This window comes from Lysobacter enzymogenes (genome assembly GCF_900106525.1).
Taxonomy (GTDB): domain Bacteria; phylum Pseudomonadota; class Gammaproteobacteria; order Xanthomonadales; family Xanthomonadaceae; genus Lysobacter; species Lysobacter enzymogenes.
The window spans coordinates 216809-240006 of sequence record NZ_FNOG01000004.1 but is presented as its reverse complement, the minus strand read 5'-3'; the positions used below and the strand labels follow the sequence as shown (position 1 = coordinate 240006).

Below are 23198 nucleotides of genomic sequence, written 5' to 3'. Positions count from 1 at the left end.
ACGGCGGAAGGTGCGCACACGCTAGCGGCGCGGCGGCGCCGACGTTGTCCCGCGATCGCGGCGTCGCCTGCCCGCGAGCGCGATTGCGCCGCTTGCGCAAAGCGGGGCCGGCGAACGCGCAACTGCGGACCATTCGTGCCATCGCCGGTACGCGACCGCGATCACAGCCTGGAGGGGAGGTGACAGCCTCCACTGTTGCGTCATGACGCGCTCGGCTGCAATCCACGAGCGCGCCGCACTCGTCTGGGGAGTGTTTGCGAGGCCGTTGTTGCGACCGCGCGCCGCCACGAACTTTCAGCAGGGGAACCGCGCCGTGAGCCACCCGTCCGAAGCTTTCCGCAACCGCCGCCCGCAGTGGTGGGCGGTATTGACCTTGACCGCCACGTTGACCGCGCCGGCGCTTGCGCTGGCCGCCGCGCCCGGCGCCGCGCGCATCGGCGGCGAAGGCCAGGCCCACGCCGGCCTCGCGTGGCCCGCCGAGCCGGCCGCGCGTTACTGCGAAGCGCTGCGTCCCGGCCCGACCCAGGCGCCGTCCGGCGCCATCGTGGTTCCGGCCGGCGACAACAGCGGCTTCGATTTCGCCCGCACCGGCGTCACCTTCTGGTTCGAAACCGGCGAACACACCCTGGGCGACCACATCTACAGCCAGATCATCGCCCGCGCCGGCAACACCTACCTCGGCGCGCCCGGCGCGATCCTCGACGGCAAGAACAAGAACCTCTACGCCTTCACCGGCGACGTCCCCAACGTGACGATCCGCCACCTGACCGTGCGCAACTTCGGCCGCGGCCGCGACAACTTCGACCAGGGCGTGGTCAACCACGACGCCGGCGAGCACTGGATCGTCGAAGACAACGCCATCGTCGACAACGACGGCGCCGGCGTGTTCCTCGGCAGCCGCAACGAAGTGCGGCGCAACTGCCTGAAGAACAACGGCCAGTACGGTTTCAGCATGTACCGCCCGCCGCTGCAGAGCGAGCCGATCAGCGAAACCAACCCGGTGCCGGGGCGCTCGGCCATCGTCGACATCGTGCTGGAAGACAACGAGATCGCCGGCAACAACACCGACGACTGGGAAGCCTCGACCAAGTGCGGCTGCACCGGCGGCGGAAAGTTCTGGGACGTGCGCGGCGCGCGCGTGCGCGGCAACTACGTCCACGGCAACCGCGGCACCGGGCTGTGGGCCGACACCAACAACATCGACTTCCTGTTCGAGAACAACTTTGTGCGCGGCAACGACGGCGTCGGGCTGTGGTACGAGATCAGCTACAACGCCACCATCCGCGCCAACACCTTCATCGGCAATGGCTGGGTGTCCGGCGGCGCCGACCGCGGCGCGCCGGCGCCGGCGATCTACCTGTCCGAATCCGGCGGCGACGCGCGCCTGCCTTCGGCGATCAGCGGCTCGGACAAGCTGCGGGTGTACGACAACTACTTCGAGAACAATTTCTCCGGCGTGTCGATCTACGAGAACGCCAACCGCTTCTGCAACTCCCACGGCAACACCAGCACCGGCTACTGCACCCCGTTCGTGCACCCGGCGCTGATCGTGCGGCCCGACCCGCAGCATCCCAGCAGCTATCCCGATCCGGTCAGCAACCAACACCCGTGCTACACCCAGATCGGCACTAACCCGACCCTGCAGCGCGATTGCCGCTGGCGCGCGCAGAACATCGAGGTGACCGGCAACGAGTTCTACTTCGATCCGGCCGCGGTGCCCTGCGGCAGCTCCAGTTATTGCGGTGCGCAGGCGCTGTACGCGACCGGCACCGACAACATCGCCTGGTCGCCGTACACGGTGCGGCAGGTGCAGAACGATGTGATGTTCAACAACGGCAACCGCTTCGCCAACAACCACTACTACGGCCCGTGGCGCTTCGCCAAGCGTTACGGCGAGGCGATCGGCTTCAAGGCCTGGCAGGCCGCGCCGTACCTGCAGGATGCCGGCAGCACCACCGACGGTGCCGCGTTCAATCTGATCGACGCGCAGACCGCGACGTTGGAGCAGTCCATCGGCTTGTGGTCGGCGTGGTACGGCAGCGCGGTGGATCGCGCGAACGAGGGTCATGCGAGCGGGTACAGCCTGCGCGTGGTGGCGCAAGACAATTACTGGGGCGTGTCGGTGGCCAACCACCCGGGCTATCTGGCCGACGGCGGCGCCAAGCGCCTGAGCTTCTGGGTGCGCCATGTCGCCGGCACCGCGCCGCTGCCGGCCAACGCGCGCGTGCGCTTGCGCTGGCTGAAAGAGGACGGCACCGCCGCGACCGGCGACGACGACACCTCCTACAGCGACGTTGCGCTGGGCGCCGACAGCGACGACTGGCGTCAGGTCGTGGCCAACGTGCAGCCGCCGGCGCAGACCGCGAGCGTGTGGGTGCTGCTGATCGGCTCCAGCGATTCGGGCGCGCACGCCGGCGCGAGTTTCCTGCTCGACGATGTGGTGCTCGAAGACGCGCCCTGATCCTGTTCATTCGATCCCAGACCCCGTCCTTGGCGGGGTTTATGGCCGCGCTCAGCGCGGCCTTTTTTTGCGCGCGGTTTTCCTGCGATTTTTTGCGACGGCTTTCGCGCAATGTTCTTCCGCTCGATTTTCTTCGCCGCTGCAGGCCGGACCGCTGTCCGCTGTCGCCGCCGTTGCGCGTACTTATGGATGCCGCGCGGACGGCAAGCCCTCGCCGATCCGCAAAATCCGTCACAGGACGTGGCTTGTCGCGCGCCGCCCGCCGGATTGCGGGTCGCGGCCGGCGCGCGTTCGCGACTGCATCGATCCGCGTTGTTCCGATCCACCTCCCCAGCCGGAACCCTTCCATGAATGCGAGCAATGCCGCTGTCCGCGCGATCCCCGAGGCAGGGGCGTACGCCGCCAATCCGGTGCTCGACACCGATCTCACCTTGGCCCTGGCGATCGCGTCCAAGGCCGCGTACGCCTACTTCCAGGATCCGCAGAAACCCGTCGTCGCGCCCAGCGGTTATCGCATGGTCGACAGTTGGACCGGGTGGGACGCGATCGCGCTGTCGGGCGCGGTCGAATCGTTCGGCCTGGTGTTCCAGTCGCTGAGCGAGCCGGGCACCTGCATCTTCGCGTTCCGCGGCACCGATTCGGATCTCGACGCCTGGGAGGACGTGCATTTCATTCCCACCGAGTTCGTGCCGACCAAGAACAGCATCAGCCCGACGCCGTGGGTGTCTTCCGGCTTCTACGGCATCTACGACGGCACCGGCGGCGGCATGAGCGCGTCGATGCGCCAGCAACTGTTCGCGCTGCTGGCCAAGTATCGGCCGACCCAGCTCTACATCACCGGCCACAGCCTCGGTGCGGCCCTGAGTCAGTTGTTCTCGCTGGACGTCGCGGTGAGCCAGCCCATCACGGCGCTCAACATCAACTTCGCCAGCCCGATGGTCGGCACAGACAGTTGGGCCAGCGCCTACGCCGGCCGGATCGATGCCAGCCAGAGCATCCGCGTCTACAACTACTGGGACTACGTGCCCTCGCTGCCGCCGTCGGCGTTCGACTACCGCGCGGTCGGCACCGGTTTTCGCACCTCGTTCTACGTCGACAAGGAATGGTTCCCGCACCTGCTGGCGCGGCATGCGCTGCTGAACTTGACCGTGGTGCTGGAAAACGCGCTGCCGCTGTCGCCGCAGCAGTGGCAGGGGCGCTTTGCCGACCAGGTGGACGGCGAAACCCAATGGACGATGCTCAGCACCTATCCGCCGAGCGGCGCCGATGTGCGTTGGGCCGATCAGGCGCAGACGCTGATGCAGGCCGAGGCGGCGGTAGCGGTCAAGGCGGCCTGAGGCGAGCGGCGCGGCCGCTTGCCGCGCTCGTGCGGGCGGGGCGTCGCACCTTCACCCGGGCATCAACGCGCGCCGCCGTATAGTGGCGGCCGTTTTCGACCGCCCCCAAGGACGCCGCCATGATCGCCCGCCCGCTCGCCGCCCTCCTGCCGTTCGCACTGCTGACCTTGAGCGCCTGCAGCACGCCGTCCGAACCGGCCGCGCCGAAGGCGCCGCAGGCCGAGGCCGCGCCCAAGGGCGTGGGCATGGCCAACCCGGCCTCGGTGCACTGCCAGAAGCTCGGCGGCACCTTGGAGATCCGCACCGGCAAGGACGGAGGCCAATACGGCCTGTGCCATCTGCCCGACGGCCGCGTCTGCGAAGAATGGGCGCTGATGCGCGACGGCAAGTGCGAGAAGCCGGCGGAGTAAGCGCCGCGCACGGTCTCGGCGGCGTGGGCGCGGCGAGGCCGCGCCGATGTCGGACGCATCGCCCGGGCGCGGCCCGGGCGGCGTCAGCGCAATCCGATCGCGCCTGCTTGGCGCGTCGTTAGTTTAGTCGCTGGCTTCAGTCGCGGCCCAGCGCCACGCGCAGCCCGACCACTTCCAGCTTCAGCGCTTCGTTCTCGGCCGTCAGCTCGGCCACGCGCTGGCGCAGCGCCTGCAATTCTTCGCTCTCGTCGGCGTTCGCCACGAACTTCGCCGGCGCGGCTTCTTCCTCGATTTCGACCTCGGGCTTGGCCTCGCGCGGCTTGCGCTTGGACTCGCGCACGCGCTTGGCCGCCTGCTTGAGTTCGGCGCCGCCGGCCAGGGCCGCGGCGCGCTGCTCTTCTTCCGGCAGCGTCGCCACCGCGGCGGCGGCGTTGATCGAAATCGCGCCGGACTTGACCGCGGCCACCACTTCCGGCGCGGCCTGCTTGTGGATGGTCTCGATCATGCCGACCTGGCTGTTGCTCAGGCGCGCGGCCTTGGCCAGCGCCTGACGGCTGTCCAGCACCGGCGCCTTGAACGCGGCATCGTCCGACCACGGCGGCGCGTCGCCTGCGGCCTGCGCGCTCGCGGCGGCGGCTTCTTCGGCCTCGGCCTGGGCCGCGCGTTCGGCCTCGGCGCGCGCGCGCCGCTCGGCCAGGATCTCGCGCTTGCGCAGCGCCAGCACGCCGCGCTGGAAGTCCGAGACGCTGCGCCGGCCCAGGTGCTGGTCGATCATCCACAAATGAACGTCGTCGAGGGTTTTGAAGCGCTTGTTCTGCACGGTCTGGAACGGCAGGCCGTGCTGCTTGCAGATGCCGTAGCGGTTGTGGCCGTCGACCAGCACGTCGCCCCACAGGATCAGCGCGTCGCGGCAGCCCTCGGCGAGCAGGCTGGCCTCCAGCGCTTCGTGTTCCTCCGGGGTCAGCGGGTCGATGTAGGCCTTGAGCGATTCGTTGATGACGATATCCATGCGGCGTGCGGCGTTCCGAACGGGTTGGGGGGCGGGCATTGTAGGCAGTCGCGGCGGCCGCGTCAGGCCGCCGGCGGCGGCGCGGCCGGATATGGCCGGATCGGCGATACTGCACGGGCCGCGCCTTCGCGGCGCCACGTCGGGGGACGGATGCGGCAAAGTCGGATCGCATGGGCGGCGGCGTGCGCGCTGGCCGCGGGCGCCGCCAGCGCCGCCGGCGCGCCGGGCGCCTCGGTCGGCGTCGGCGAGGTGCCCAAGGGCTGGGCGGCGATCGCCGCCCCCGAAAACCCCGCACAGTGGCAATGCGCGGTCGACGCGCTGCATCCCTGGGACGTGCGCGCCGACGCCGGCGGCCGCGTGCGCATCGCGCCGCCGCAGCCGTCGCCGCCGTTGCGAGTGGAACTGGCTGACGGCGCGATGAGCTTCGGCGACGACGGCCGGGTCGAATGGACGCCGCGCCAGGCCGCGGCCGGCTTCGTGCTCAGCAACGCCGACATCCGCCCGCAGGCCGCGACCGAATTCGGCGGCGATGTGTTCGTCGCAGAAGGCCGCGAGCGCGGCGGCCGCCACGAGGGCGCGATCCTGCGCTTCGAACGGCGCGACGCGCAGCGCTGGCGCATCCACCGCCTGTTCGAACTCGACGCGATGCCGGTCGCGGCCGCGCGCAGCGGCCGCCGCGACTGGGTGGTGCTGACCCGCACCGGGTTGGTCCGGATCGACCTGGCCGCGCAGCGCCCGCAGCCCTTGCACCGCAATGCGCAATGGCCACGGCTGCAGCCGCAGACCCTGCAACCGTCGGGGACGGGCTGGCTGATCGGCAGCGGCCACGGCGTGATCCGGCTGATGGCGTTCGGCGGCCGCTTCAGCGAGCAATGGCTGGTGCCCGAGCGTTGCCGGCGCCTGTCCGCGCCGCAGTGCGAGTGCAGGCCGCAGCGGTTGGAGCGTTAGCGGCGGCAGGGAGCGGGTATTCCCACAGGAGAAAACGATGGCGGCGATGGCATGGATGCTGGCGGCGATGGGCGCGGTGACGGTGGGCGCGGATGGCCGGCCACCGCCGGGATGGGTCGCGATGGATCCGCCGATGAGCGAAGCGGGGCAGTACTGCGCCAATCGTTCGCTCGAGGACTGGAGCGTGAACGCGGCGGCCGATGGCACGCTGGTCCTGCGGTCGGAACGTCGCCGCCATCGCTATCTCGCGGTGCGCGAAGTGTTGGCCGACGGCGCCTTGCTCGGCTACAACCGCGGCGAATTCGGCGGCTGGATCGAATGGCTGCCGCGCGACGGCGGCGCGCGTTTCCAGGTCGAGTACGTTAATCCGGTGGCTTCCACGCGGTATCGCGGCGAGGTCCTCGTCGCCGAAGGCTTGGCGCACTTGGGCACCAACCAAGGCGCGGTCCTGCGATTCGAACGCCGCGACGCACGCCGCTGGCGCATCCATCGCCTGGCCGAGCTCGACGCCGCCCCAATCGCGGCGCTGCGCAGCGGCGAGAAGGATTGGCTATTGCTGGTCGTCGACGGCGTGGTGCGGGTGGATCTGGACAGCGGCCGCGTGCAGCGCCTGTACCGCAGCCGCGACTGGTGGCCGGTGACGCCCTATTCGATCCAGCCGCTCGGCCAGGGCTGGCTGCTCGGCGCGGCGCGCGGTGTCGTCCATCTGCAGCCGACGGCGGACGGCGGTTATCGCCAGCGGTGGTGGGTTCCGGCGCGATGCGCGCAGCTGCACCCCAGTTGCAGTTGCGCCGATCCGCCGCCCTGAGAGACCACGCCGGAGTCGGCACGGTTGCGCGTCTCAGGCGATGCGCCGATAACGCGAAACCCAATTGGTCTCCCAGATCTTGCCGCCATCGGCCGAGTAGGCCTGTTCCCACTGCAGCCCGTCCGCGCGGATGTCCTTCCACAGCCCGCGCACCTTGACCTTGGCGCCGCGCCATTCGTCTTCGCCGTAGAAGGTGCCCACGCCGCCGGCGAAGCCGCCGATCATCGGCGGGTCGAGGCGCTGCGGGTTGCGCGTGTCCAGCCACCAGTCCGCCCAGGTGCGCGTGGCCGGGTCGAAACTGCGCAGGCCCAGGCCGTGGTAGGGCAGGCCGGGGCGGTTGACGGTGCTTTCGTCGAAGTTGGCCAGCCCGGCGAACAGCGGCTGGGTTTTGCAGATGCCTTCGAATTCTTCCCAGTCGTGGTTGTCGGCGAGCCGTTCGCGCAGCCGGCGGTAGCGCACCTGCCAGGTGCCGAGGAAGAAATCGAAGGCGTGCGCGGGATCGTCGGGGTGGGTTGCGTCGCTCGCCGCATCGGACGCGGCGGCGACGGCCGGCGACGCAGGCAGGACACCGGCGACGGCGGCGAGGAAGGGCGCGCGCAGCAGCGTGCGGCGCAAGGCGTCGTGCGGGGTGGTCATGAACGCTCCTGAGGGCGATGAAGGCGGTGGGCGCGCCGGGGTGGGGCTATCGGCTGGCGGCGTCGGCGATGCGCGTATCGACGGCTTGCCAGTTGGTTTCCCAGTGCCGGCCGCCATCGGCGGAGAAGGCTTGATCGAACAGGCAGCGATCCGCATGCGGGCAGTGGATGCGGAAGCGCACCTGGATCGGCCGGCCGTCGAAAGTGTCGGCGCCGAAGAATTCGCCGCGCCCGCGCGCGAAACCGCCGGCGAGGGGCGCGGTCAGCGCGCCGTCGCGCAGGCTGGCGTAGTGGATGCGCCAGCGGCGCGTGGCCGGTTCGTACAAGCGCAGGGCGACGCCGTCGATGCGCCCGGCCGGGCCGGCGACGGCCAGTTCGGCGAGGTTGGCGCGGCCGCCGTGCAGCGGCACGACGTGGGTCGTGCCGGTGTAGTCCAGCCATTGGCTCGAACCGCTCAACGGCTTGGCCAGGCGCCGCACCTGGGTGCGCCACAGGCCGGTTTCGAAATCGAAATCGTGTTGTCCTGGCGAAGCGGCGGCAGATGGTTGCGGCGCGGAGGTTTGCTGCGCGGTAGCTTGCGGCGCCGCCGAAGCGGCGCGTTGCGCCTGCGTCGGCGCCAACGCCAGTAGCGAGGCCAACGCGCCGGCGCACAGGGACGCACTCAGGCAACGGGAGGTGGCGAAACCGTGCATAGCGCGCTCGCAGGAAGTCCGCGGCGACTGTGCGGCGCCGCGCGGCGCGGCGACAGGGCCAGTTTGGCCGGCGCGGGCAGGCCACTTCGCGGCCGCCGCAGCGCGGGTTAGGCTGGCGGCGGGAACGCAAGGAGAGGCGTATGCGGACGAGGCTCGGGATGGTGGCCGCTGGAGGGATGCTCGCCGCTTGCGCGCTGTGCGCGGCGTGCTCGGGCCCGGAGCGCGGCGTTGGGTCGGCGCCCAAGCCCGCGGCATCCGCGCCGGCCGCCACGCCGTTGCCACCGCAGGCGCGCGAGTACCGCACCGACCACTTCGTCATCTTCAGCGCCGCCACGCCGCGACAGACCGTGCAGGTGGCGACCGCGGTGGAAGCCCTGTACCGCGCCTATGGCGAATTCTTCGCCCTGCCGCCGGCCGCGGCCGATGCGCGCCTGCGCCTGATCCTGTATCGCGACCGCGCCCAGTTCAGCGCCTTCAACACCGCCATGCCCTGGGCCGAGGCCTACTACCGCCGGCCTTACTGCCACGCCTATTTCGCCGCGGACGCCGCCAATCCGTACCACTGGATGCTGCACGAGGCGACCCACCAACTGCATGCCGAGCGCGCCGGCTTCTCGCGCGCCAAATGGATCAACGAAGGCGTGGCCAGCTACTTCGGCGCCAGCCGCCTCGACGGCGCGCAACTGCGGCCGGGCACGATCGACCCGCAGGCCTATCCGATCTGGTGGCTGGACGAGCTGCCGCTGACCGGCTCGCTGGAGCGCGACCTGAGCTCGGGCCTGTTGATTCCGCTGCGGCAACTGATCGACAACAGCGGGCCGCCGATCGGCGGCAAACATCTCAACGTGTACTACCTGGAGTACTGGAGCCTGACCCACTTCCTGTTCCACTACCGCGACGGCGCCTACGCCGCGGCCTACCGCCGCCTGCTGCGCGGGCGCGGCGGCGTAGCCGAGTTCGAAGCGGAACTGGGGCCGATCGAAGCGGTGCAGGCGCAGTGGTATCGGTATCTGCTGGAGAAACGTATCGAGGTCGTGGCGGGCGGCGAATCGACGCCGGCGCAAGGGTGAATCGCCGCTGAGCTACGCAGGCGCAGAACTACACTGCATCCCACCTCTCGAAACTCACCTGGGCTACCTGTAGGAGCGGCGCAAGCCGCGACCGCGCTCCTTCGACATCCCGCGACTCAACCTTATTCCGCGTATTCGCCCACGGCCGGCTTCCGGCGAACGACATTCTTGCCACGCCGACTGCAACCGTCTCGCAACGCATCGCGCGCGCCGACGATCCGCGCTGTTCGACCGAAACAACACCGTTGCGCCGGCCACACCTCTGTAACGGCAATAGCGGCGCCCATCCACAACCGCATATCCCACCGTGCCAGCCCCAGCACAAGCGTGCACAATGCGGCGAACGCGCCCGAAAACGCCCGCATCACGTTGACAGCCCGGACGGCGCGGCTTTGAATTCCTGCACTCCCGCCGCTGCGCGCGCGCCGCGACGATTTCTTGGGCCAGCCCCAAATTTTTCTTGCACCGGTCTCTGACGACCGGCGTTTCCCGGAGCGGCGATGGCCCACACCCGTATCAATCTCGGCGCGCTCAAGGCTTTCGAAGCCGCCGCGCGCGCGCTCAGCCTCACCCGCGCGGCCGACGAGCTCAACGTCACCCAGGCCGCGGTCAGCCATCAGGTGCGGCTGCTGGAGAATCAACTCGGCGTGGAGCTGTTCCGCCGCCTGCCGCGCGGACTGGCGCTGACCGACGAGGGCCTGAGCCTGCTGCCGGCGATCCAGGAAGCCTTCGACCGCATCGACAACGCGCTCGACCGGGTCGGCGATGGCCTGGCGCGCGAGGTGGTGCACGTCGGCGCGGTCGGCACCTTCGCTTGCGGCTGGCTGTTGCCGCGGCTGGCCGAGTTCGCGCGCCTGCACCCGTCGGTCGACGTGCGCCTGAGCACCCACAACAACCGCGTCGACCCGGCCGCCGAAGGCCTCGACTACGCCGTGCGTTTCGGCCGCGGCACCTGGCCCGGCATGGAGAGCCGGTTCCTGATGGGCGCACCGCTGGCGCCGCTGTGCACGCCGGCGATCGCTCAGCAATTGCGCGAACCAGCCGAACTGGCGCGCTTCGCTCTGCTGCGCTCGTACTTCGTCGACGACTGGCGGCTGTGGTTCGAAGCGGCGCAGGCGGTGCCGTGCGGCCCGATCAACGGGACCATCTTCGACTCGTCGCTGACCATGGTGCAATGCGCGCTGCAGAATCTGGGCGTGGCTCTGGCGCCGCCGTCGATGTTCGCGCGCGAGATCGCGCAAGGGCTGCTGGTGCAGCCGTTCGCGACCACGCTCGACGCCGGCGGTTACTGGCTGACACGGCTGGCGCTGAAGCCGGCCGGCGACGGCGCTTCGGCGTTCGCCGCCTGGTTGCATCGGGCCTGCGCGGAGTGAGTCCGCACGGGTAAGCGGTGCGGGCTGCAGCGCTGCGGTTAGCGCGAAGGTTGCCAGCGCGGCAATCGCTTTTTCGCATTCGCCGTTGTGGCCAAGGCTGGCCTGCATCGGTCCGGCGCTTCGCTTCTGCGGGCCGTCCGCGTCATCGACGACGCGGACGCGGCGCCGGTTTTTTCATTCCGGCGCAGGCGAGAACACCCGCAGGCGATGCCCGTCCGGATCGAGCGCGACGAAAGTCCGGCCGAAGTCCAGTTCTACCGGAGCCTGCGCGATCGGCCAGCCGCGGTCGCGCCAATCGGCGTGCATCGCATCGACCGCGGCGTAATCGGCCACCGGGAAGCCCAACTCGACCCCGCCAACAGCCGCCTGCGCCGCAGGTTCGACGGTATGCCGCGACCACAGGCCCAGGCGCATGCTGGATTCGAGCTTGAACAGAGCGAACGTCGGCGAGACCTCCAGCGGCTCGCGCCCGAGCAATCCGGCATAGAACGCCGCGCTGAGGTCGGGGCGGTCGACGTAGAGCAGAACGAAAGCGCAATCGGGCATGGCGGATTCCTGTCGGCGAAGCCGTGGGTTCGGGTCGACAGGAGTGTGGGGCGGGGGTGCTGACAGGGCTTGTCAGCAGGTTTGCGGCGGTCGATGTTCGCTGCCGCGATTGTCGCCCCTTTGTTTGCTGAGCGAGGGAGCGCCGGGCATCGGAACCGGATCGATTGGTGCGAATCGCGGCTGGGCGCTACGTCTTACTCGAGGACGATCGATTGCGCCTGCGGCGCCCGTGAGTAAGCGCCATGCAGCCGGTGGGGCCGCGAAGTCCTCACGTAACCAACTTGCGCACCAGCCACACCATCGTGTGGTGCATCCGCACCGCGTCGGCGCCGGCGTCGATTTCCAGCGCGGCGCGGTCGAAGGCGGACGAGAGCAGGCGGGCGAGGGCGTCCAAGTCGACGTTCTCGTTGCCCAAGGCGTCGGCCAGGCCTTCGCGCAAGGTGCTGCCGGCGTTGGCCTGATCGATCGCCAGCGATTGCTCCAGGCCCAGCGCCGCCGGGCCTTCGACCAGCAGCAGGCGGGTGCGGCCGGGCATGGTCATGGTCCGCAGATAAGCCTGCGCGCCACTGATGAGCGCGGCCTGCGGGCTCAGGTCGGACTGGGTGGAGGCGAGGATGTCCTCGCGGACGGCCTCGGCCTCGGCTTCCAGCACCTGCCGGAACAGGTCGCGCTTGTCGGTGAAGTGGTGATACAGCGCACCGCGGGTGATCCCGGCGAGCGCGGCGACTTCGGGCGTCGAGGTGTCGCCATAGCCTCGCTCGACGAACAGCGAACGCGCGGCCTCGAGCAAGGTCCGGCGGGTGCCCTCGCTGCGTTCGCGATTGCTGCGCACGGCGCGGGCCGACGAGCGGCGGGGATTGGGCGTTTCCATACATGCAGCCTGTATGTTAATTTGAAGTCCTACATACAGACTGTATGTAAAAGCCCCGGACCCGACAAGCACAGGCCGCTCCCATGAAGATCAGCAGCTACTACCCCGTGATCATGACCGCCGACGTAGCCGGCACCGCCGCCTTCTACCAAGCCCATTTCGGCTTCGTCGCCCTGTTCGCCGCCGACTGGTACGTACACCTGCAATCGGCCGACGACCCGTCGATCAATCTGGCCGTGCTCGACGGCGCCCACCACACCATCCCCGAATCCGGCCGCGGCCGGGTCGGCGGCTTGCTGTTGAACTTCGAGGTCGAAGACGTCGACGCGGTCCACGAACGGCTCGTCGCCGCCGGCCTGCCGATCTTGCTGGGCCTGCGCGATGAAGCCTTCGGCCAGCGCCATTTCATCACCGCCGATCCCAACGGCGTGCTGCTGGACATCATCAAGCCGATCCCGCCGAGCGCGGAGTTCGCCGCGCAGTACGAAGCGAGCGCCTTGCCGACCTGAGCGATCCGGGCCACGGTACGGTCGATGCGGGAGCGCGGCTCAAGCCGCGCTCACCACACCCGTCGCCAGCGCGCCGGCTTCATCGGCGAACATCCCCATCGCCGTATTCATGCGCTTGAAGCCGAGCCGCAGATAAAACCCTTCCTTGCCGGGATTGGCGTACAGCAGGATCTTGCGATGCCCCTGCGCGCGCTGGACCAGAGATTCGACGATGGCCTTGCCCAGGCCCGTGCCCTGGTGCTGTGGATGCACAGCGATGTCGCTGATATAGGCGCAGTCCACGCCATCGGCCAAGGCGCGGCCGGCGCCGATCAAGCGGCCTTGCGCGTACACCAACGCGACATAACGGCTGTTGCCGAAGGCAGTGCGCAGGTAGTCCGGGCTCTTCTCGCCCAAGGGCGCGATCCGATACAGCTCGGACAATTCGTCCCAATCCACATCGCGAAGATGGTCGATCCATTGCATGGCGGGTACTCCAGAGAGTTGGGTCGCTATCGGCCTGCGCCGAAGAGGTCTGCGGGAAAACGCGCGCGTCCGCGTCAATGCGTCTCGCGCCGCGCCAGCCACACGCCGGCCAGGATCAGCGCGCCGGCCGCGGCCATCGAGGCGGTCACCGGTTCGTCCAGCAGCAACCACGCCCAGGCCACGCCGAACAGCGGGATCAGGTAGGTGACCAGCGAGGTGCGCGCGGCGCCGATGCGCGCCACCAGGCGGTAGAACAGCAGGTAGGCCAGGCCGGTGCACAACAGGCCCAGTATCAGCGCCGCGCCCCAGGCGCGCGGGGCGATCGCATGCGCGGGCCATTGCGCGAGCGCCAGCGGCAGCATCAGCAACGCCGCGCTGAGCAGGGTCGAACTGGCCACCGCCGCCGGCGACAAGCCGCCCAGGTGGCGGCGTACCAGATGCAGGCCGACGCCGTACAGGAACGCCGCCGCGCAACCGGCCGCGACCGCCCAGCCGATGCCGGTGCCCGCGGCCTTGCCCGCCGCCAACACGCTCACGCCGGCGAAACCGCCGAGCAGTGCCAGCGCACGCCGGCCGCCGATCTTCTCGCCGAAAAACGCGAAGCCCACCAGCGCGGCGAACAACACCGTCATCGCGCTGGTGATCGCGCCGATCCCGGCCGGCGCGCGTTCCGCGCCCCAGGCGAACAGCGCGAACGGCACCGCCGAATTGACCGCGCCGACCAAGGCCAGCTTCGGCCACAGCCGCAACGGGAACTGCGTCCGCGCGCGCCACAGCAGCGGCGCCAGCACCAATCCGCCCAAGGCCAGGCGCAGCTCGACCAGCGGCACCGGGCCGAACGCCGGCGCGGCGACGCGCATGAACAAGAACGAGATGCCCCAGATCGCCGCCAGGACCGGCAGTTCCAGCGCGTCCAGGCGCAGGCGGGCGGCGAGGCCGGTCGGAGTGGGGGCGAGGGCGGAATGGGCGTTCATGGCGGGCGTCTCCTGGGGACGGCTGCCAGTTTGGGATTTATCTGGACTTACTATCGATCCAGAATTCGGAAAATTTATGGAGCCAGTTTGCGGCCGCGACGCTGGCGCGGATGCGCCTGTGCCGAGCGGATCGAGGCCGTCTCCGCTATCTCACGGCGCGATGCCCCGCATCGATCAACTCCATGGAGCCAGTTTGCGATCCCAGGATCGGCCGGGCTGCGGATGCCGAGCGCATCCGAATCGCTCCAGCTTCCTACTGCTCGGCGTATCGCGGCTCGTCGTCTTGGTCCTGCGCATTGCGACAGGAACAGGACACCTGTCGTCGCTTGGCGGCTGCGTGCAGTCATCGGACAGGCGAGAGGCGGACGCACGATCATCCGATGCGTAGCCTTCAGGCGTGCATCTGCCAGATCCATATCCAAAAAATCGCGCGTAGCCGCCACCGCAGCCGCCACCGCAGCCGCGTTCGCCGACGCGCGCGGCATGCATCCCTCGACCGCGCTCGCGCAACGCAAGCCGATGGCACGCAGCCCCTTCGCGTGACGCCTCGGCCGCGCAAGACGCGCCGGCGGTTCCGACCCGCGTCGCCGCTCAGCTCCCCGGCGGATACTTCTCGCCGTACTTCAACTCCACCGGCACATAGGTGGTCAGGTTGATCGGACAGTTGTAGTAGTCCGAATGCGCGCACAGGAAGCTGTAGAGCATGTTGAGGTTGAGGCTCAACGCGCTCGGCGGGCGGCCGGCGGGGAAGTGGGTCTCCAGCACCCGGCCACCGCCGTAGCTGGTTTTCTTCGAGGTCTTGTCGGTAAAGAACAGCAGCAGGTGGTCGATCTTGTTCCAGTCGTTGCTCTTGTTGAACGCGCGCAGGGTATAGGTCTTGCCTTGCAGCGGCAGTTCGACGTCGCCGATCCAGTACATCGTGCCGGTGTGGTTGCGCGAATCCAGGTGGCTGACCGGCTTGGGCGCGTCGCGGCGGACGAATTTCGCTGCGACTATGCCTTTGGGATCGTAAGGAAAGAACGACAGCCCCTTGAAGCGCTGCGCGACCCGCGCGGGGTTGTACAGCCAGGCCTTGACCGAGTCGTCGTAGACCGTGGCGCGCACGCTCAGGCCGCCAGGCAGCGCTTGCTTCTGATCGGGCGCCTTGAGCAGGTCGAGCGTTTGCAGGCCCGGTCCTTCGATCAGCGCGCGGCCGTCGCGGTAGCCGACCCGCACGTCCTTGTCGCTGCCGGCGCCGGCGGCCCAGCGCAGCGCCGATGCGTTCGCGTTCGCGGGCACGTGCGCGGACGCGCCGGCGGCGATCACGGCGACGTCCTGGATCGCATACATGCCGGTCGGGCCGCTGGCCTGCTGGATCAGCGCGGCGCGGAATTCGTCGTAGTCCTCGCGCGGACCGGCCGCGGCGGCGCAGGGCAGCGCGAGCGCGGCGGCCAGCAACGCGGCGGCGGCGGGCGGGAAGGGCAGCAGGCGCATCGGACGCTCCGGAACGGCGGACGGTAGGCGCAGGTTAGCCAATGCGCGCGCGGCGCGCGCCGGTCGCAAGTCGGCGCAGCGGGGTGACGTTTGTCAGATATCGGAGGGTTCCTGCGCGAGTTGCCCGTGCCGGATCCGCCCGATCGCCTCGATCGCCGCCAGCATCCGCCGCCGCGCCGCCGGATTGGCCGAGTGCACCTGCAGGCGCGGCGGCGCGAAGCCTCGTTCGGCCACCGCGCGCTCGATCCACAGCAGCACGTCGTAGCCGGTGCCGCGCGCGTCGTCGCCCAGGTCGTGGTCCAGGCTCAGCTCGACGACCGTCCCGGTTTCGAGCAGGGCGATGGCTTCGTCGGGCCAGTACACCCGCACCCAGCCGGGTGGAGTGTCGCGTTCGTCGTCCAGATAAACGCGCATGTTCGGGCCGTCCTTGGTGGTCGCCGCCGATGCTGGCAGCGCGCGCCGGCAGCGGCAAGCGCCCGGCAAGGATCGTGCCCAGGGCGCGGTTTGCGCGCGCGGTTCGCATGCTAGTGAGCCGGCCGCCACGGATCGCGATATCCGCGCGCGATCCATGTCCTCCGCGCCGCGCCCGCGGGCGTTAGACCTAGCGAATGCCGCTGGGGCGGCATCGTGCGGGGCGACGGCGCAAGTCGCGCACGCAAGCGACAAAACGCCGTTTCAAGCGCCGTCGCGGCGGTCATCGGAATTTCGCAGGTTCTTCATGTGCACAGCGCTCGCTCTTGCCGAACCGGCCCGGTATTCGACCGGCCGCTTCTGCGTTCGCCATCGCGATCGGTCCGTCGGCGGCGGCGGCTCGTGGGCGTCCGGGCGGCATCGCCTGCGAATGGCTCGACGGGCGCTGTTGCTGCGCGGCGGCGCGGCACGGCCGCGGCGGCGCCCGGTTCGGCGGCGTCACGGCGATGCCGGCCGCGCTGCATCCATCGGCGCGTTCGTACGTATTCCCTATAACCGGTTCGGCCCGGGCGGCGTGCGCCTGAGCCGCCAGCCGCAGCGAGCCCACCATGCGAATGACGATCCACCGCCAGGTTTTGCCGCGCAGGCCGTCGCAATGCGCCGCGTGCGCGGTCACGCCGGCCGCGTCGCGCCGTTGTCCGGCATGACGACGCGACCGGGCCGAAGGAGGCGCAGATGACCCGTTACTGGATCCAGGCCGGCGACACCACCAGCGGCGGCGGCCGCGTGCTCGGCGAGACCGGCCCGAGCGCCGGCGGGCGACGGCGTTGGGCGCGGATCGGCGATGCGGTGCAGTGCGGCCTGCACGGCGCCACCGTGATCGTCACCGGCGACAGCGAGCAAGCCATCGACGGCCGCGCGGTGGCGCGCCACGGCGATTTCTGCGCCTGCGGCTGCATCCTGATTTCGTTGAGCCAGATCCAGTCGATCGTGGAGCTGGGCACCGACTTGATCGCGCAACCGCAGGTGCGGCGCGGCTGAGTGCGGGCGCGCGGCGCTACACTGCGCGCAGGCCGGCTCGGCCCGCACGCAGGATGTCGCAAGGCATGGATCTGGCACTGTTCGATTTCGATGGCACCATCACCGAACGCGAGACCTTCGCTGGTTTCGTCCGCGCCAGCATCGGCCGACGCCGGCGCTGGCTCGGCGGTGTGGCGGTGGCGCCGCACTACATCGGCTACAAGCTCGGTTGGCTCTCGGGCGAACGGGTGCGCCGCCGCGTGGTCGCGGTGGCGCTGCGCGGCCGGCCCGAACGCGAAGTGCGCGCGGCCGCTGCGCGGCACGTGCGCGAGGTGGTGTCGGCGCAGGTGCGCCCGCAGGCGCAGGCGCGCATCGACTGGCATCGCCAGCGCGGCGACCGGGTCGTGGTGGTGACCGCGAACCTGGACGTGTTCGTGGCCCACTGGTGCGAGCAGCAGGGCCTGGAATACATCAGCTCGCTCCTGGAAAGCCGCGACGGCGTGCTGACCGGCCGCTACCTCGGCCGCGATTGCTGCAACGAGGAAAAGCCGCGGCGGGTGCGCGAACGCATCGCGCTGGAGGACTACGCCAGCGTCTACGCCTACGGCGACACGCCCGAGGACCGCGATCTGCTGGCGCTGGCGGACCGGCGTTTCTACCGCTGGCGCGAAGTGGAGTAACGCAGACAGGAAGGCGCGCGCGCCATCGGCGTCCGCGTGCCGCCGCGCTCAGAACGGCAGCGGCCAGGCCTGGTTCCAGCCGGCTTTGCCGGCCTTGTCTTGCGGGGCGGTGCCGGGCACGGCGTAGAGCCAGATCTGCGCGTCCTTGCGCAGCCGCTGCAGGTCCGCGGCGAACGCTCCTTCGAAGAAACGGATGGTCTGGCTGCCGTGGATCGGGCAGACCGCGACGTGCACCTGCTCGTATTGCGCCGGGTCGATCTGGTGCGCGAGCGCGGCGCGGTAGCTGTTCCAATCGCGATGGCCGCTGAGTTCGTTTTGGTCGGCGCTGCCGACCAGGACCAGCACCGACATGGTCTCGGCCGCTTCGTCGAGCACATGGGTCTCGCCGGGCCACCACAGCTCGCAGCGGCCACTCGCCGCCGGCATCGGGCTGGAGTCTTCCAGGATCAGCTGGATCGCGCGTGTCGCCGTGGGGTGCTTGGGTTCGAGGGTGGCGATGACGTACATGGCGAGCTCCGCGGGGTCGCGGTGGTGACAACGCGCGATGGGCGCTGCTGTGAACGCTTCGGCGCGGTCGCTGCACCGGCCTGTGCGGAAGCCGAAGGCCGCGCGCGGCCGTGCGCAGCGGACTGGGGCCGACGCCGGAATCGCCGCATCGCTGAGTTCGGCGTGCGCTGCGTCAGGCGAAACGACCGCGCACGCAAAGAGCCCCCTCCCCGCGAGAGGAGGGGGCTGCGCGCGGCGGTGCGGACGTGGGCGAGGTTGGGATGGGTAACCTCAGGGGCTCGGCCGGCGCCGTCGTCGCGCATTGGGTGGAAACGCGCGGACGTCGCGGTTGTGAACCGCGCACCGCGGGCCCGCCGCGCTCAGCGTCGGTAGCGGCTGCCGCCGCCGTCGGCGCGTTGGGTCTGCAGCGCCGCGACACGGCCGTCGGCGCCGCGTTCGAAGCGCAGGCGCAGGCGCGGGTCGTCGCTGAGGCAGAACAGGTCCGGCTGCAGCGCGATCAGCGTCTGCGGCGGGCGGCGGCCGTCGCGCAGCACCAAGCGGCCGTCTTGCTCGTCGATGCGCATGCGCTCGTACTGGCCGAGGTAATCGGCGGCCACCATCGCCACCGGCGTGGCCTGCGCGCGCAGCGTCTCCAGCGCCCAACGCGCTTCCAGCGCGCCGGTGCCTTTGCCGCCCGCGGCCAGGATCCGCTGCAGCGCGCGTTCGCGCGCGACGTTCAGTGCCTGCGCAGGTTCGGCGTCGACATCGGGCTGCACGCCGCGGCCTTCCCAGTTGCCGCCGGTGATCGGGTTGGTCGGCGAACCGGTGGCGACGAACACGCGAAAGCCCACGCCCGCGGCGAACTCGTCGCCGGGATTGGCGGCGCCGCCGCTGCGCTCGCCGATCACCGTGGCGCGGCGTGCGGCCTGCAAGGTGTAGGCGAGCGCTTCGGCGGCCGAGCCGGTGCGCGCGCTGATCAACACGTACAGCGGAACCTCCAGGCGCGGCTGTGCATGCCATTGCGCCGGCGCTTCGCTCTGGCTGCGCAGGCGGCCGCCCTCGCGCCAACGGAACACGTTGTAGATCGGCGCGTCGCGCGGGGTGAACGCGCTGACCAGGTAGCCGACCGAGGCCGGCGAGCCGCCGCCGTTGCCGCGCAGGTCGATGATCACCGCGTCGCTGCCGGCGAGCAGGGCCAGCGACGCGTCCAGCGCGCGCCGGGCCGGGTCGGCGGCGTCGGCGAAGTCGAGATCGGGCAGTTCGCGCAGGTCCAGGTAACCCAGATTGCCCGGCAGGGTTTGCAGCGTGCGCACGCCGTAGTTGCCGCGGCGCGCGGCATCGGCGTAATCGGCGTCGGGCGCGCCGCGTTCGCGCGCGTCCGGCGACGGGAACCGTGCCGGGTCGCGCCATTCGACCCGGAAGTGCTTGTCTTCCTGGCTCAAGCGCTGGCTCAGCGCGGTGGCCAGATCGCGCGGATCGGCATAGGCATCGTAGCGGCCGGCGCCGGCCTCGCTGCGCAATTGCGCGGCCAGACGCGCAGCGCGCTCGGGGTCGTAGAAGTTGCGGTCGATGGCCGCGGCGACCTGGTCGACGGTCGCGCGCGGGTCCGCCGCCGGCGCAGGCGGCGCGGCGGCGGCGGGCAAGCTCAGGGCCAGCGAAAACAGGGCGGCGGCGAACGTACGCAGGCGGCGGCGCGAGGGGTGCATTACGGCTCCGGAATCAGGACGGTCTTGTTGCCTGGATGCGCGCCGGCGCCGCCGCGTCGCAGACACTTGTCACAAGTTCGCGCTGACATCCTGGAACCACGGGCCTTGCGCCGGCATTACCGGCACCGACGGCCAGTCCTTGGCGGCCGTGCTGCCGCCGGTGAAGTCGAGCCCGCTCAGTTGCACACCGTGCACGGTGGCGTTGAAGGCGGTGTTGAAGTAATAGGCGATGTTGGTGTGGTCGCGCGCGACCTGCCACATGGTCCAGTCGCCGAGCTGCGCACGCGCGTCCTTGTCGACCAGCGCAGTGCCGTAAGGCGTGGCCTGGATCGTGGTCACCAGTTGCAGGGCGACGTTGACGATGGTCTGGGTGCTGCCGGTGGCGCCGTCGAGTTTGGCGGTCGGCAGCCAGCCGTTGCCGTCCTTGGGCAGCTTGGCGAAGCCCTGGCGCAGGGTCCAGGCTTTGACGTAGCGCGAGATCGAGGTGATGTCGCCCGGCAGCCCAACCAGGCCCGCGCCCACCGGCACGCCGCCGGCCTTGCGCGAAGTGCCGGTGCCGACCACGCTCAGGTGCGCGTAGTTCTCGATGTTGGTGCGGTGCCAGTCGTAGGTCGGCGCGTTGGTGAGCACAGCGTCGTTGGTGGCGCCGTCGCGGTAGTCCGGGCCGTAGACGATGGTCTGCCCATCGATGCATTCGATCACCGCGCTCAGGCCCTGGCTGTCGGTGGCGATGAAATGCACCGGCAGGTAGGTCGGGGCGCCGGGTTGCGGGCCGACGATGCGCACCTTGGCCATGGCCGCGACCAGCGACGGCACCGAGTCGAACTGGCTCATCACCCAGGCGACGAAATCGTGGAACGCCACCGGCTGCTCGCCGGCGCCGGGCTTTTCGGCGAACTCGCTGCCCGGCAGCCACAGCGCCGCGCACGACAATCCGGTCTGGTTGATGCCGTCCATGAACATGGTGAATTCGGGAATGGTCTGCGGATCGCACAAGCCGACGAAGCCGTAGCTGCCGACCCACGGCTGCGAGTGGTTCTTGAACACCGGGAACTGCTGCAGCGCCGGGACGCGATACAGGCGGGTGGCGAGCGTGCCGGTCAGTTCCATGCAGCGCGCGGAGATGTGCTGCAGCGCCGGTTGGCCCGCGGCGGCGGGGACGTTGGGGACGGTCAACAGGAAGTTGGTGCACATGGCGGAGCTCCTTTCTGCTTGGGGCGGCGTGATGCGCACGCGCGCGGCCGTGCCGCGCGGGTTCGCGTGTCGGCGGATGAAGGCGGATGGCGGGTCGCGGGAGTGGCGCTGAAGGCTTCGCATGCGGACGGGCGCGCGCTGCGAAGGCGATGTTGCAAATAACAACGCGGCGCAAACGCACGAGAGGTCAGCGGTTTTGTGACGATTCGCGCGCTACGGACTATTTGCGCGGCGGGCGGTGGCGACATGAATGAACGACGCGGTCGCGGCTGCTCGTTTCGTCACGCGCTGTGCACGCGCGCATGATGAGGTTGCGCAGCGATGGCGGCGGCGTAGCGTTTCACGCGGCGCGGACATCAAGAACACTGCTGCCGATGTCGGCAGGCGCAAAAAATCGGCTACCGTCCGTCGCGGCGCGAGGCGATGAACAAGCGCGATGCGCAGACAGCGCCTGCGCCGCCTCCCGCGTCGCGAGTCTTCACCTCGATAGAGTGACAACCCGCGCGGGCATCGCCCGTCGACGCGGTTTATGCTTCGGCCTCAGCCGCCCAGGACTTCCCCGCATGGCCCGTTCCCGCTTCGTCCGCTCGCGCGCCGGCTTGCTGCTGGCCGTCGCGCTCGCCGCCGGCTGCGCCGCGCACGCCGCCGCTGTCGCGCCTGCATCCGCCGAGTCTGCTGTCGTCGGGCCCGCTCCCGCCGCGCAGCATCGCCCGCTAGATTTCGGCCGCGCCTGGCCCGACTACCGTCAGCGTCAGTCGCGCCTGCCGCTGCGTTACGAAGCGATCGAACGCGTGCGCCTGGACGGCGCGGAGCGGCGCAGCTATCGGCTGTATTCGCAAAGCTGGCCGGAAACCGGCGGCGCCGAGCCGGCGCAATGGAGCCACCGCGTCGATCTGTACGTGCCCGACGCCGCGCGGCCGAAGTCCGCGCTGCTGGTGATCAACAACGGCACCAACCGCGGCAACGGCAGCGACCCGCAGCGACCGCCCGGCGATTTCGACGAAGCGCTGGCGCTGGAAACCGCGCTCGCCACCCAGACCATCATCGTCTCGGTGTCCGACGTTCCCAATCAATACCTGACCCTGCCCGGCGAGGCGCCGAAGAAAGAGGACGTGCTGGTCGCGGCCACCTGGCGCCGCTTCCTCGACGACCCCAGCGCCGCCAACGCGACCTTGCCGTTGCACGTGCCGATGGCCGAGAGCGCGGTCAAGGCGATGGATCTGGCCCAGCGCGAACTGGCGCCGTGGCGGCTGCGCTCGTTCGTGGTCACCGGCGCGTCCAAGCGCGGCTGGGCCGCGTGGCTGACCGCGATCGGCGATCCGCGCGTCAGCGGCATCGTTTCCTACGTGATCGATATGCGCATTGCGCCGTTGATCGATCACATCGGCCGTACTTACGGCGGCGGCTGGCCGATCGCGTTGCAGCCTTATTACCAGGAAGGCATCACCCGGCGTTATCAGGAACCTGCGTTCGCGCAGCTGATGCAGGTGGAGGATCCGTATACCTATTTGCGCGGGCCGTATCGCTCCAGGTTGGCTATTCCCAAATACGTGGTCAGCGCCAGCGGCGACGATTTCTTTCCGCCCGACGCGCAGCGCTTGTACGTCGACGATCTGCCCGGCGCGACCGCGCTGCGCGCGGCGCCCAATTCCGATCACGGCGGCATCCGCCGGCATATCCGCGAGACCTTGATTCCGGCCTTGCAGCGCTGGAACCGGCACCAGGCGCTGCCGCAGGTGCAGGCGCGCCTGAGCGAACGCGACGGGCGCCTGAGCTTGCGTGCGCGCGCCTCGGAGCGGCCGGTCTCGGCCAAGCTGTGGCTGGCCGAGAACCCCGACTCGCGCGATTTCCGCTTCGCCTGCGGCGTGCGCTATCGCGAGCAGCCGCTGCCGACCCGACGCAACGCGGTCGAGGCGGCGCTGGCCAAGCCCGAGCGCGGCTGGGCCGCGGCCTTCGTCGAGTTCTCCTTCGCCGACGGGTTCGTCGCCACCTCGCCGGTGTTCGTGTACCCGCAGGGCGAGTTCCCGAGCCGTCCGCCGGCCAACGGCAGCGGCGCCTGCATCACCTTGCCGCCGCACGCCGCGGCTGCGGCGGCGCCTGCGAACCGGTAGGCTGTCGCC

24 protein-coding genes are annotated in these 23198 nt (G+C 70.0%); 11 read left to right on the top strand and 13 right to left on the bottom strand.

The window, feature by feature from the left end:
- Positions 1-313: 313 nt before the first annotated feature.
- The 3 genes from BLU84_RS11955 (at position 314) to BLU84_RS11945 (ending at position 4208) form a co-directional block, all read left to right on the top strand.
- Positions 314-2461, top strand: coding sequence for a right-handed parallel beta-helix repeat-containing protein (locus tag BLU84_RS11955; RefSeq protein ID WP_170849153.1), 2148 nt, complete (start codon positions 314-316; stop codon positions 2459-2461).
- 347 nt (positions 2462-2808) lie between these two features.
- Positions 2809-3798, top strand: coding sequence for a lipase family protein (locus BLU84_RS11950; RefSeq protein WP_074867084.1), 990 nt, complete (start codon positions 2809-2811; stop codon positions 3796-3798).
- A 119-nt stretch (positions 3799-3917) separates the two neighbouring features.
- Positions 3918-4208: a putative hemolysin gene (locus tag BLU84_RS11945; RefSeq protein ID WP_074867082.1), complete on the top strand. Its 291-nt coding sequence runs from the start codon at positions 3918-3920 to the stop codon at positions 4206-4208.
- Between the two features lie 136 nt (positions 4209-4344).
- Here the strand turns inward: BLU84_RS11945 and BLU84_RS11940 are convergent, their stop codons facing one another.
- A complete protein-coding gene (locus BLU84_RS11940) occupies positions 4345-5217 on the bottom strand; it encodes a ParB N-terminal domain-containing protein (protein ID WP_074867079.1) in 873 nt (290 codons plus the stop codon).
- Between the two features lie 150 nt (positions 5218-5367).
- Between BLU84_RS11940 and BLU84_RS11935 the strand changes: the two genes are divergently transcribed.
- Both BLU84_RS11935 and BLU84_RS11930 read left to right on the top strand, forming a co-directional pair.
- Positions 5368-6165 (top strand): hypothetical protein, encoded by a 798-nt coding sequence (locus tag BLU84_RS11935; RefSeq protein WP_074867077.1) that lies wholly within the window; start codon positions 5368-5370, stop codon positions 6163-6165.
- Positions 6166-6202: 37 nt separating this feature from the next.
- The gene (locus BLU84_RS11930; RefSeq protein ID WP_074867075.1) at positions 6203-6973 is read left to right on the top strand and encodes a hypothetical protein; all 771 of its coding nucleotides are present in this window, start codon (positions 6203-6205) and stop codon (positions 6971-6973) included.
- A gap of 33 nt (positions 6974-7006) precedes the next feature.
- On the opposite strand, the gene BLU84_RS11925 is transcribed toward BLU84_RS11930, so the two are convergent.
- On the bottom strand, positions 7007-7609 hold the full coding sequence (locus tag BLU84_RS11925) for a hypothetical protein (protein ID WP_211664529.1): 603 nt from the start codon (positions 7607-7609) through the stop codon (positions 7007-7009).
- Between the two features lie 46 nt (positions 7610-7655).
- Entirely contained in the window at positions 7656-8300 is a 645-nt protein-coding gene (locus BLU84_RS11920; protein ID WP_074867073.1) for a hypothetical protein, read from the bottom strand.
- 140 nt (positions 8301-8440) lie between these two features.
- Here BLU84_RS11920 and BLU84_RS11915 point away from each other — a divergent pair, with 140 nt between their 5' ends.
- Positions 8441-9370 carry a hypothetical protein gene (locus tag BLU84_RS11915; protein ID WP_139174947.1) on the top strand — a complete coding sequence of 310 codons (930 nt, stop codon included), beginning with the start codon at positions 8441-8443 and terminating at the stop codon, positions 9368-9370.
- A gap of 500 nt (positions 9371-9870) precedes the next feature.
- Positions 9871-10743, top strand: a complete 873-nt coding sequence (locus tag BLU84_RS11910; RefSeq protein WP_074867069.1) for a LysR family transcriptional regulator — start codon at positions 9871-9873, stop codon at positions 10741-10743.
- A 174-nt stretch (positions 10744-10917) separates the two neighbouring features.
- Here BLU84_RS11910 and BLU84_RS11905 read toward each other — a convergent pair whose 3' ends face one another.
- Positions 10918-11289: a VOC family protein gene (locus BLU84_RS11905; protein WP_074867066.1), complete on the bottom strand. Its 372-nt coding sequence runs from the start codon at positions 11287-11289 to the stop codon at positions 10918-10920.
- 268 nt (positions 11290-11557) lie between these two features.
- Positions 11558-12160 carry a TetR/AcrR family transcriptional regulator gene (locus BLU84_RS11900; protein WP_074867064.1) on the bottom strand — a complete coding sequence of 201 codons (603 nt, stop codon included), beginning with the start codon at positions 12158-12160 and terminating at the stop codon, positions 11558-11560.
- 83 nt (positions 12161-12243) lie between these two features.
- On the opposite strand from BLU84_RS11900, the gene BLU84_RS11895 reads away from it, so the two are divergent.
- A complete protein-coding gene (locus BLU84_RS11895) occupies positions 12244-12669 on the top strand; it encodes a VOC family protein (RefSeq protein ID WP_074867062.1) in 426 nt (141 codons plus the stop codon).
- A gap of 39 nt (positions 12670-12708) precedes the next feature.
- On the opposite strand, the gene BLU84_RS11890 is transcribed toward BLU84_RS11895, so the two are convergent.
- From BLU84_RS11890 to BLU84_RS26415, 5 genes are all read right to left on the bottom strand, one after another.
- Positions 12709-13134, bottom strand: coding sequence for a GNAT family N-acetyltransferase (locus BLU84_RS11890; RefSeq protein WP_074867060.1), 426 nt, complete (start codon positions 13132-13134; stop codon positions 12709-12711).
- A gap of 74 nt (positions 13135-13208) precedes the next feature.
- Entirely contained in the window at positions 13209-14108 is a 900-nt protein-coding gene (locus tag BLU84_RS11885) for a DMT family transporter (protein ID WP_074867058.1), read from the bottom strand.
- A gap of 591 nt (positions 14109-14699) precedes the next feature.
- A complete protein-coding gene (locus tag BLU84_RS11880) occupies positions 14700-15581 on the bottom strand; it encodes a DUF1684 domain-containing protein (protein WP_074867056.1) in 882 nt (293 codons plus the stop codon).
- Between the two features lie 93 nt (positions 15582-15674).
- On the bottom strand, positions 15675-15995 hold the full coding sequence (locus tag BLU84_RS11875) for a cyclic-phosphate processing receiver domain-containing protein (RefSeq protein WP_074867054.1): 321 nt from the start codon (positions 15993-15995) through the stop codon (positions 15675-15677).
- Between the two features lie 280 nt (positions 15996-16275).
- Positions 16276-16668, bottom strand: coding sequence for a hypothetical protein (locus BLU84_RS26415; RefSeq protein ID WP_139174946.1), 393 nt, complete (start codon positions 16666-16668; stop codon positions 16276-16278).
- Positions 16669-16727: 59 nt separating this feature from the next.
- Between BLU84_RS26415 and BLU84_RS11870 the strand changes: the two genes are divergently transcribed.
- Positions 16728-17033, top strand: coding sequence for a PAAR domain-containing protein (locus tag BLU84_RS11870; RefSeq protein WP_074867052.1), 306 nt, complete (start codon positions 16728-16730; stop codon positions 17031-17033).
- Between the two features lie 65 nt (positions 17034-17098).
- Positions 17099-17692: an HAD-IB family hydrolase gene (locus BLU84_RS11865; protein ID WP_074867874.1), complete on the top strand. Its 594-nt coding sequence runs from the start codon at positions 17099-17101 to the stop codon at positions 17690-17692.
- 48 nt (positions 17693-17740) lie between these two features.
- Here BLU84_RS11865 and BLU84_RS11860 read toward each other — a convergent pair whose 3' ends face one another.
- From BLU84_RS11860 to BLU84_RS11850, 3 genes are all read right to left on the bottom strand, one after another.
- Complete coding sequence (locus tag BLU84_RS11860) at positions 17741-18199, bottom strand: hypothetical protein (protein ID WP_074867050.1); 459 nt, start codon at positions 18197-18199, stop codon at positions 17741-17743.
- A gap of 359 nt (positions 18200-18558) precedes the next feature.
- The gene (locus BLU84_RS11855; protein ID WP_074867049.1) at positions 18559-19884 is read right to left on the bottom strand and encodes a S41 family peptidase; all 1326 of its coding nucleotides are present in this window, start codon (positions 19882-19884) and stop codon (positions 18559-18561) included.
- Positions 19885-19953: 69 nt separating this feature from the next.
- On the bottom strand, positions 19954-21078 hold the full coding sequence (locus tag BLU84_RS11850; RefSeq protein ID WP_074867048.1) for a linear amide C-N hydrolase: 1125 nt from the start codon (positions 21076-21078) through the stop codon (positions 19954-19956).
- Positions 21079-21641: 563 nt separating this feature from the next.
- On the opposite strand from BLU84_RS11850, the gene BLU84_RS11845 reads away from it, so the two are divergent.
- A complete protein-coding gene (locus tag BLU84_RS11845) occupies positions 21642-23189 on the top strand; it encodes a PhoPQ-activated pathogenicity-related family protein (protein WP_139174945.1) in 1548 nt (515 codons plus the stop codon).
- Positions 23190-23198: the final 9 nt, after the last annotated feature.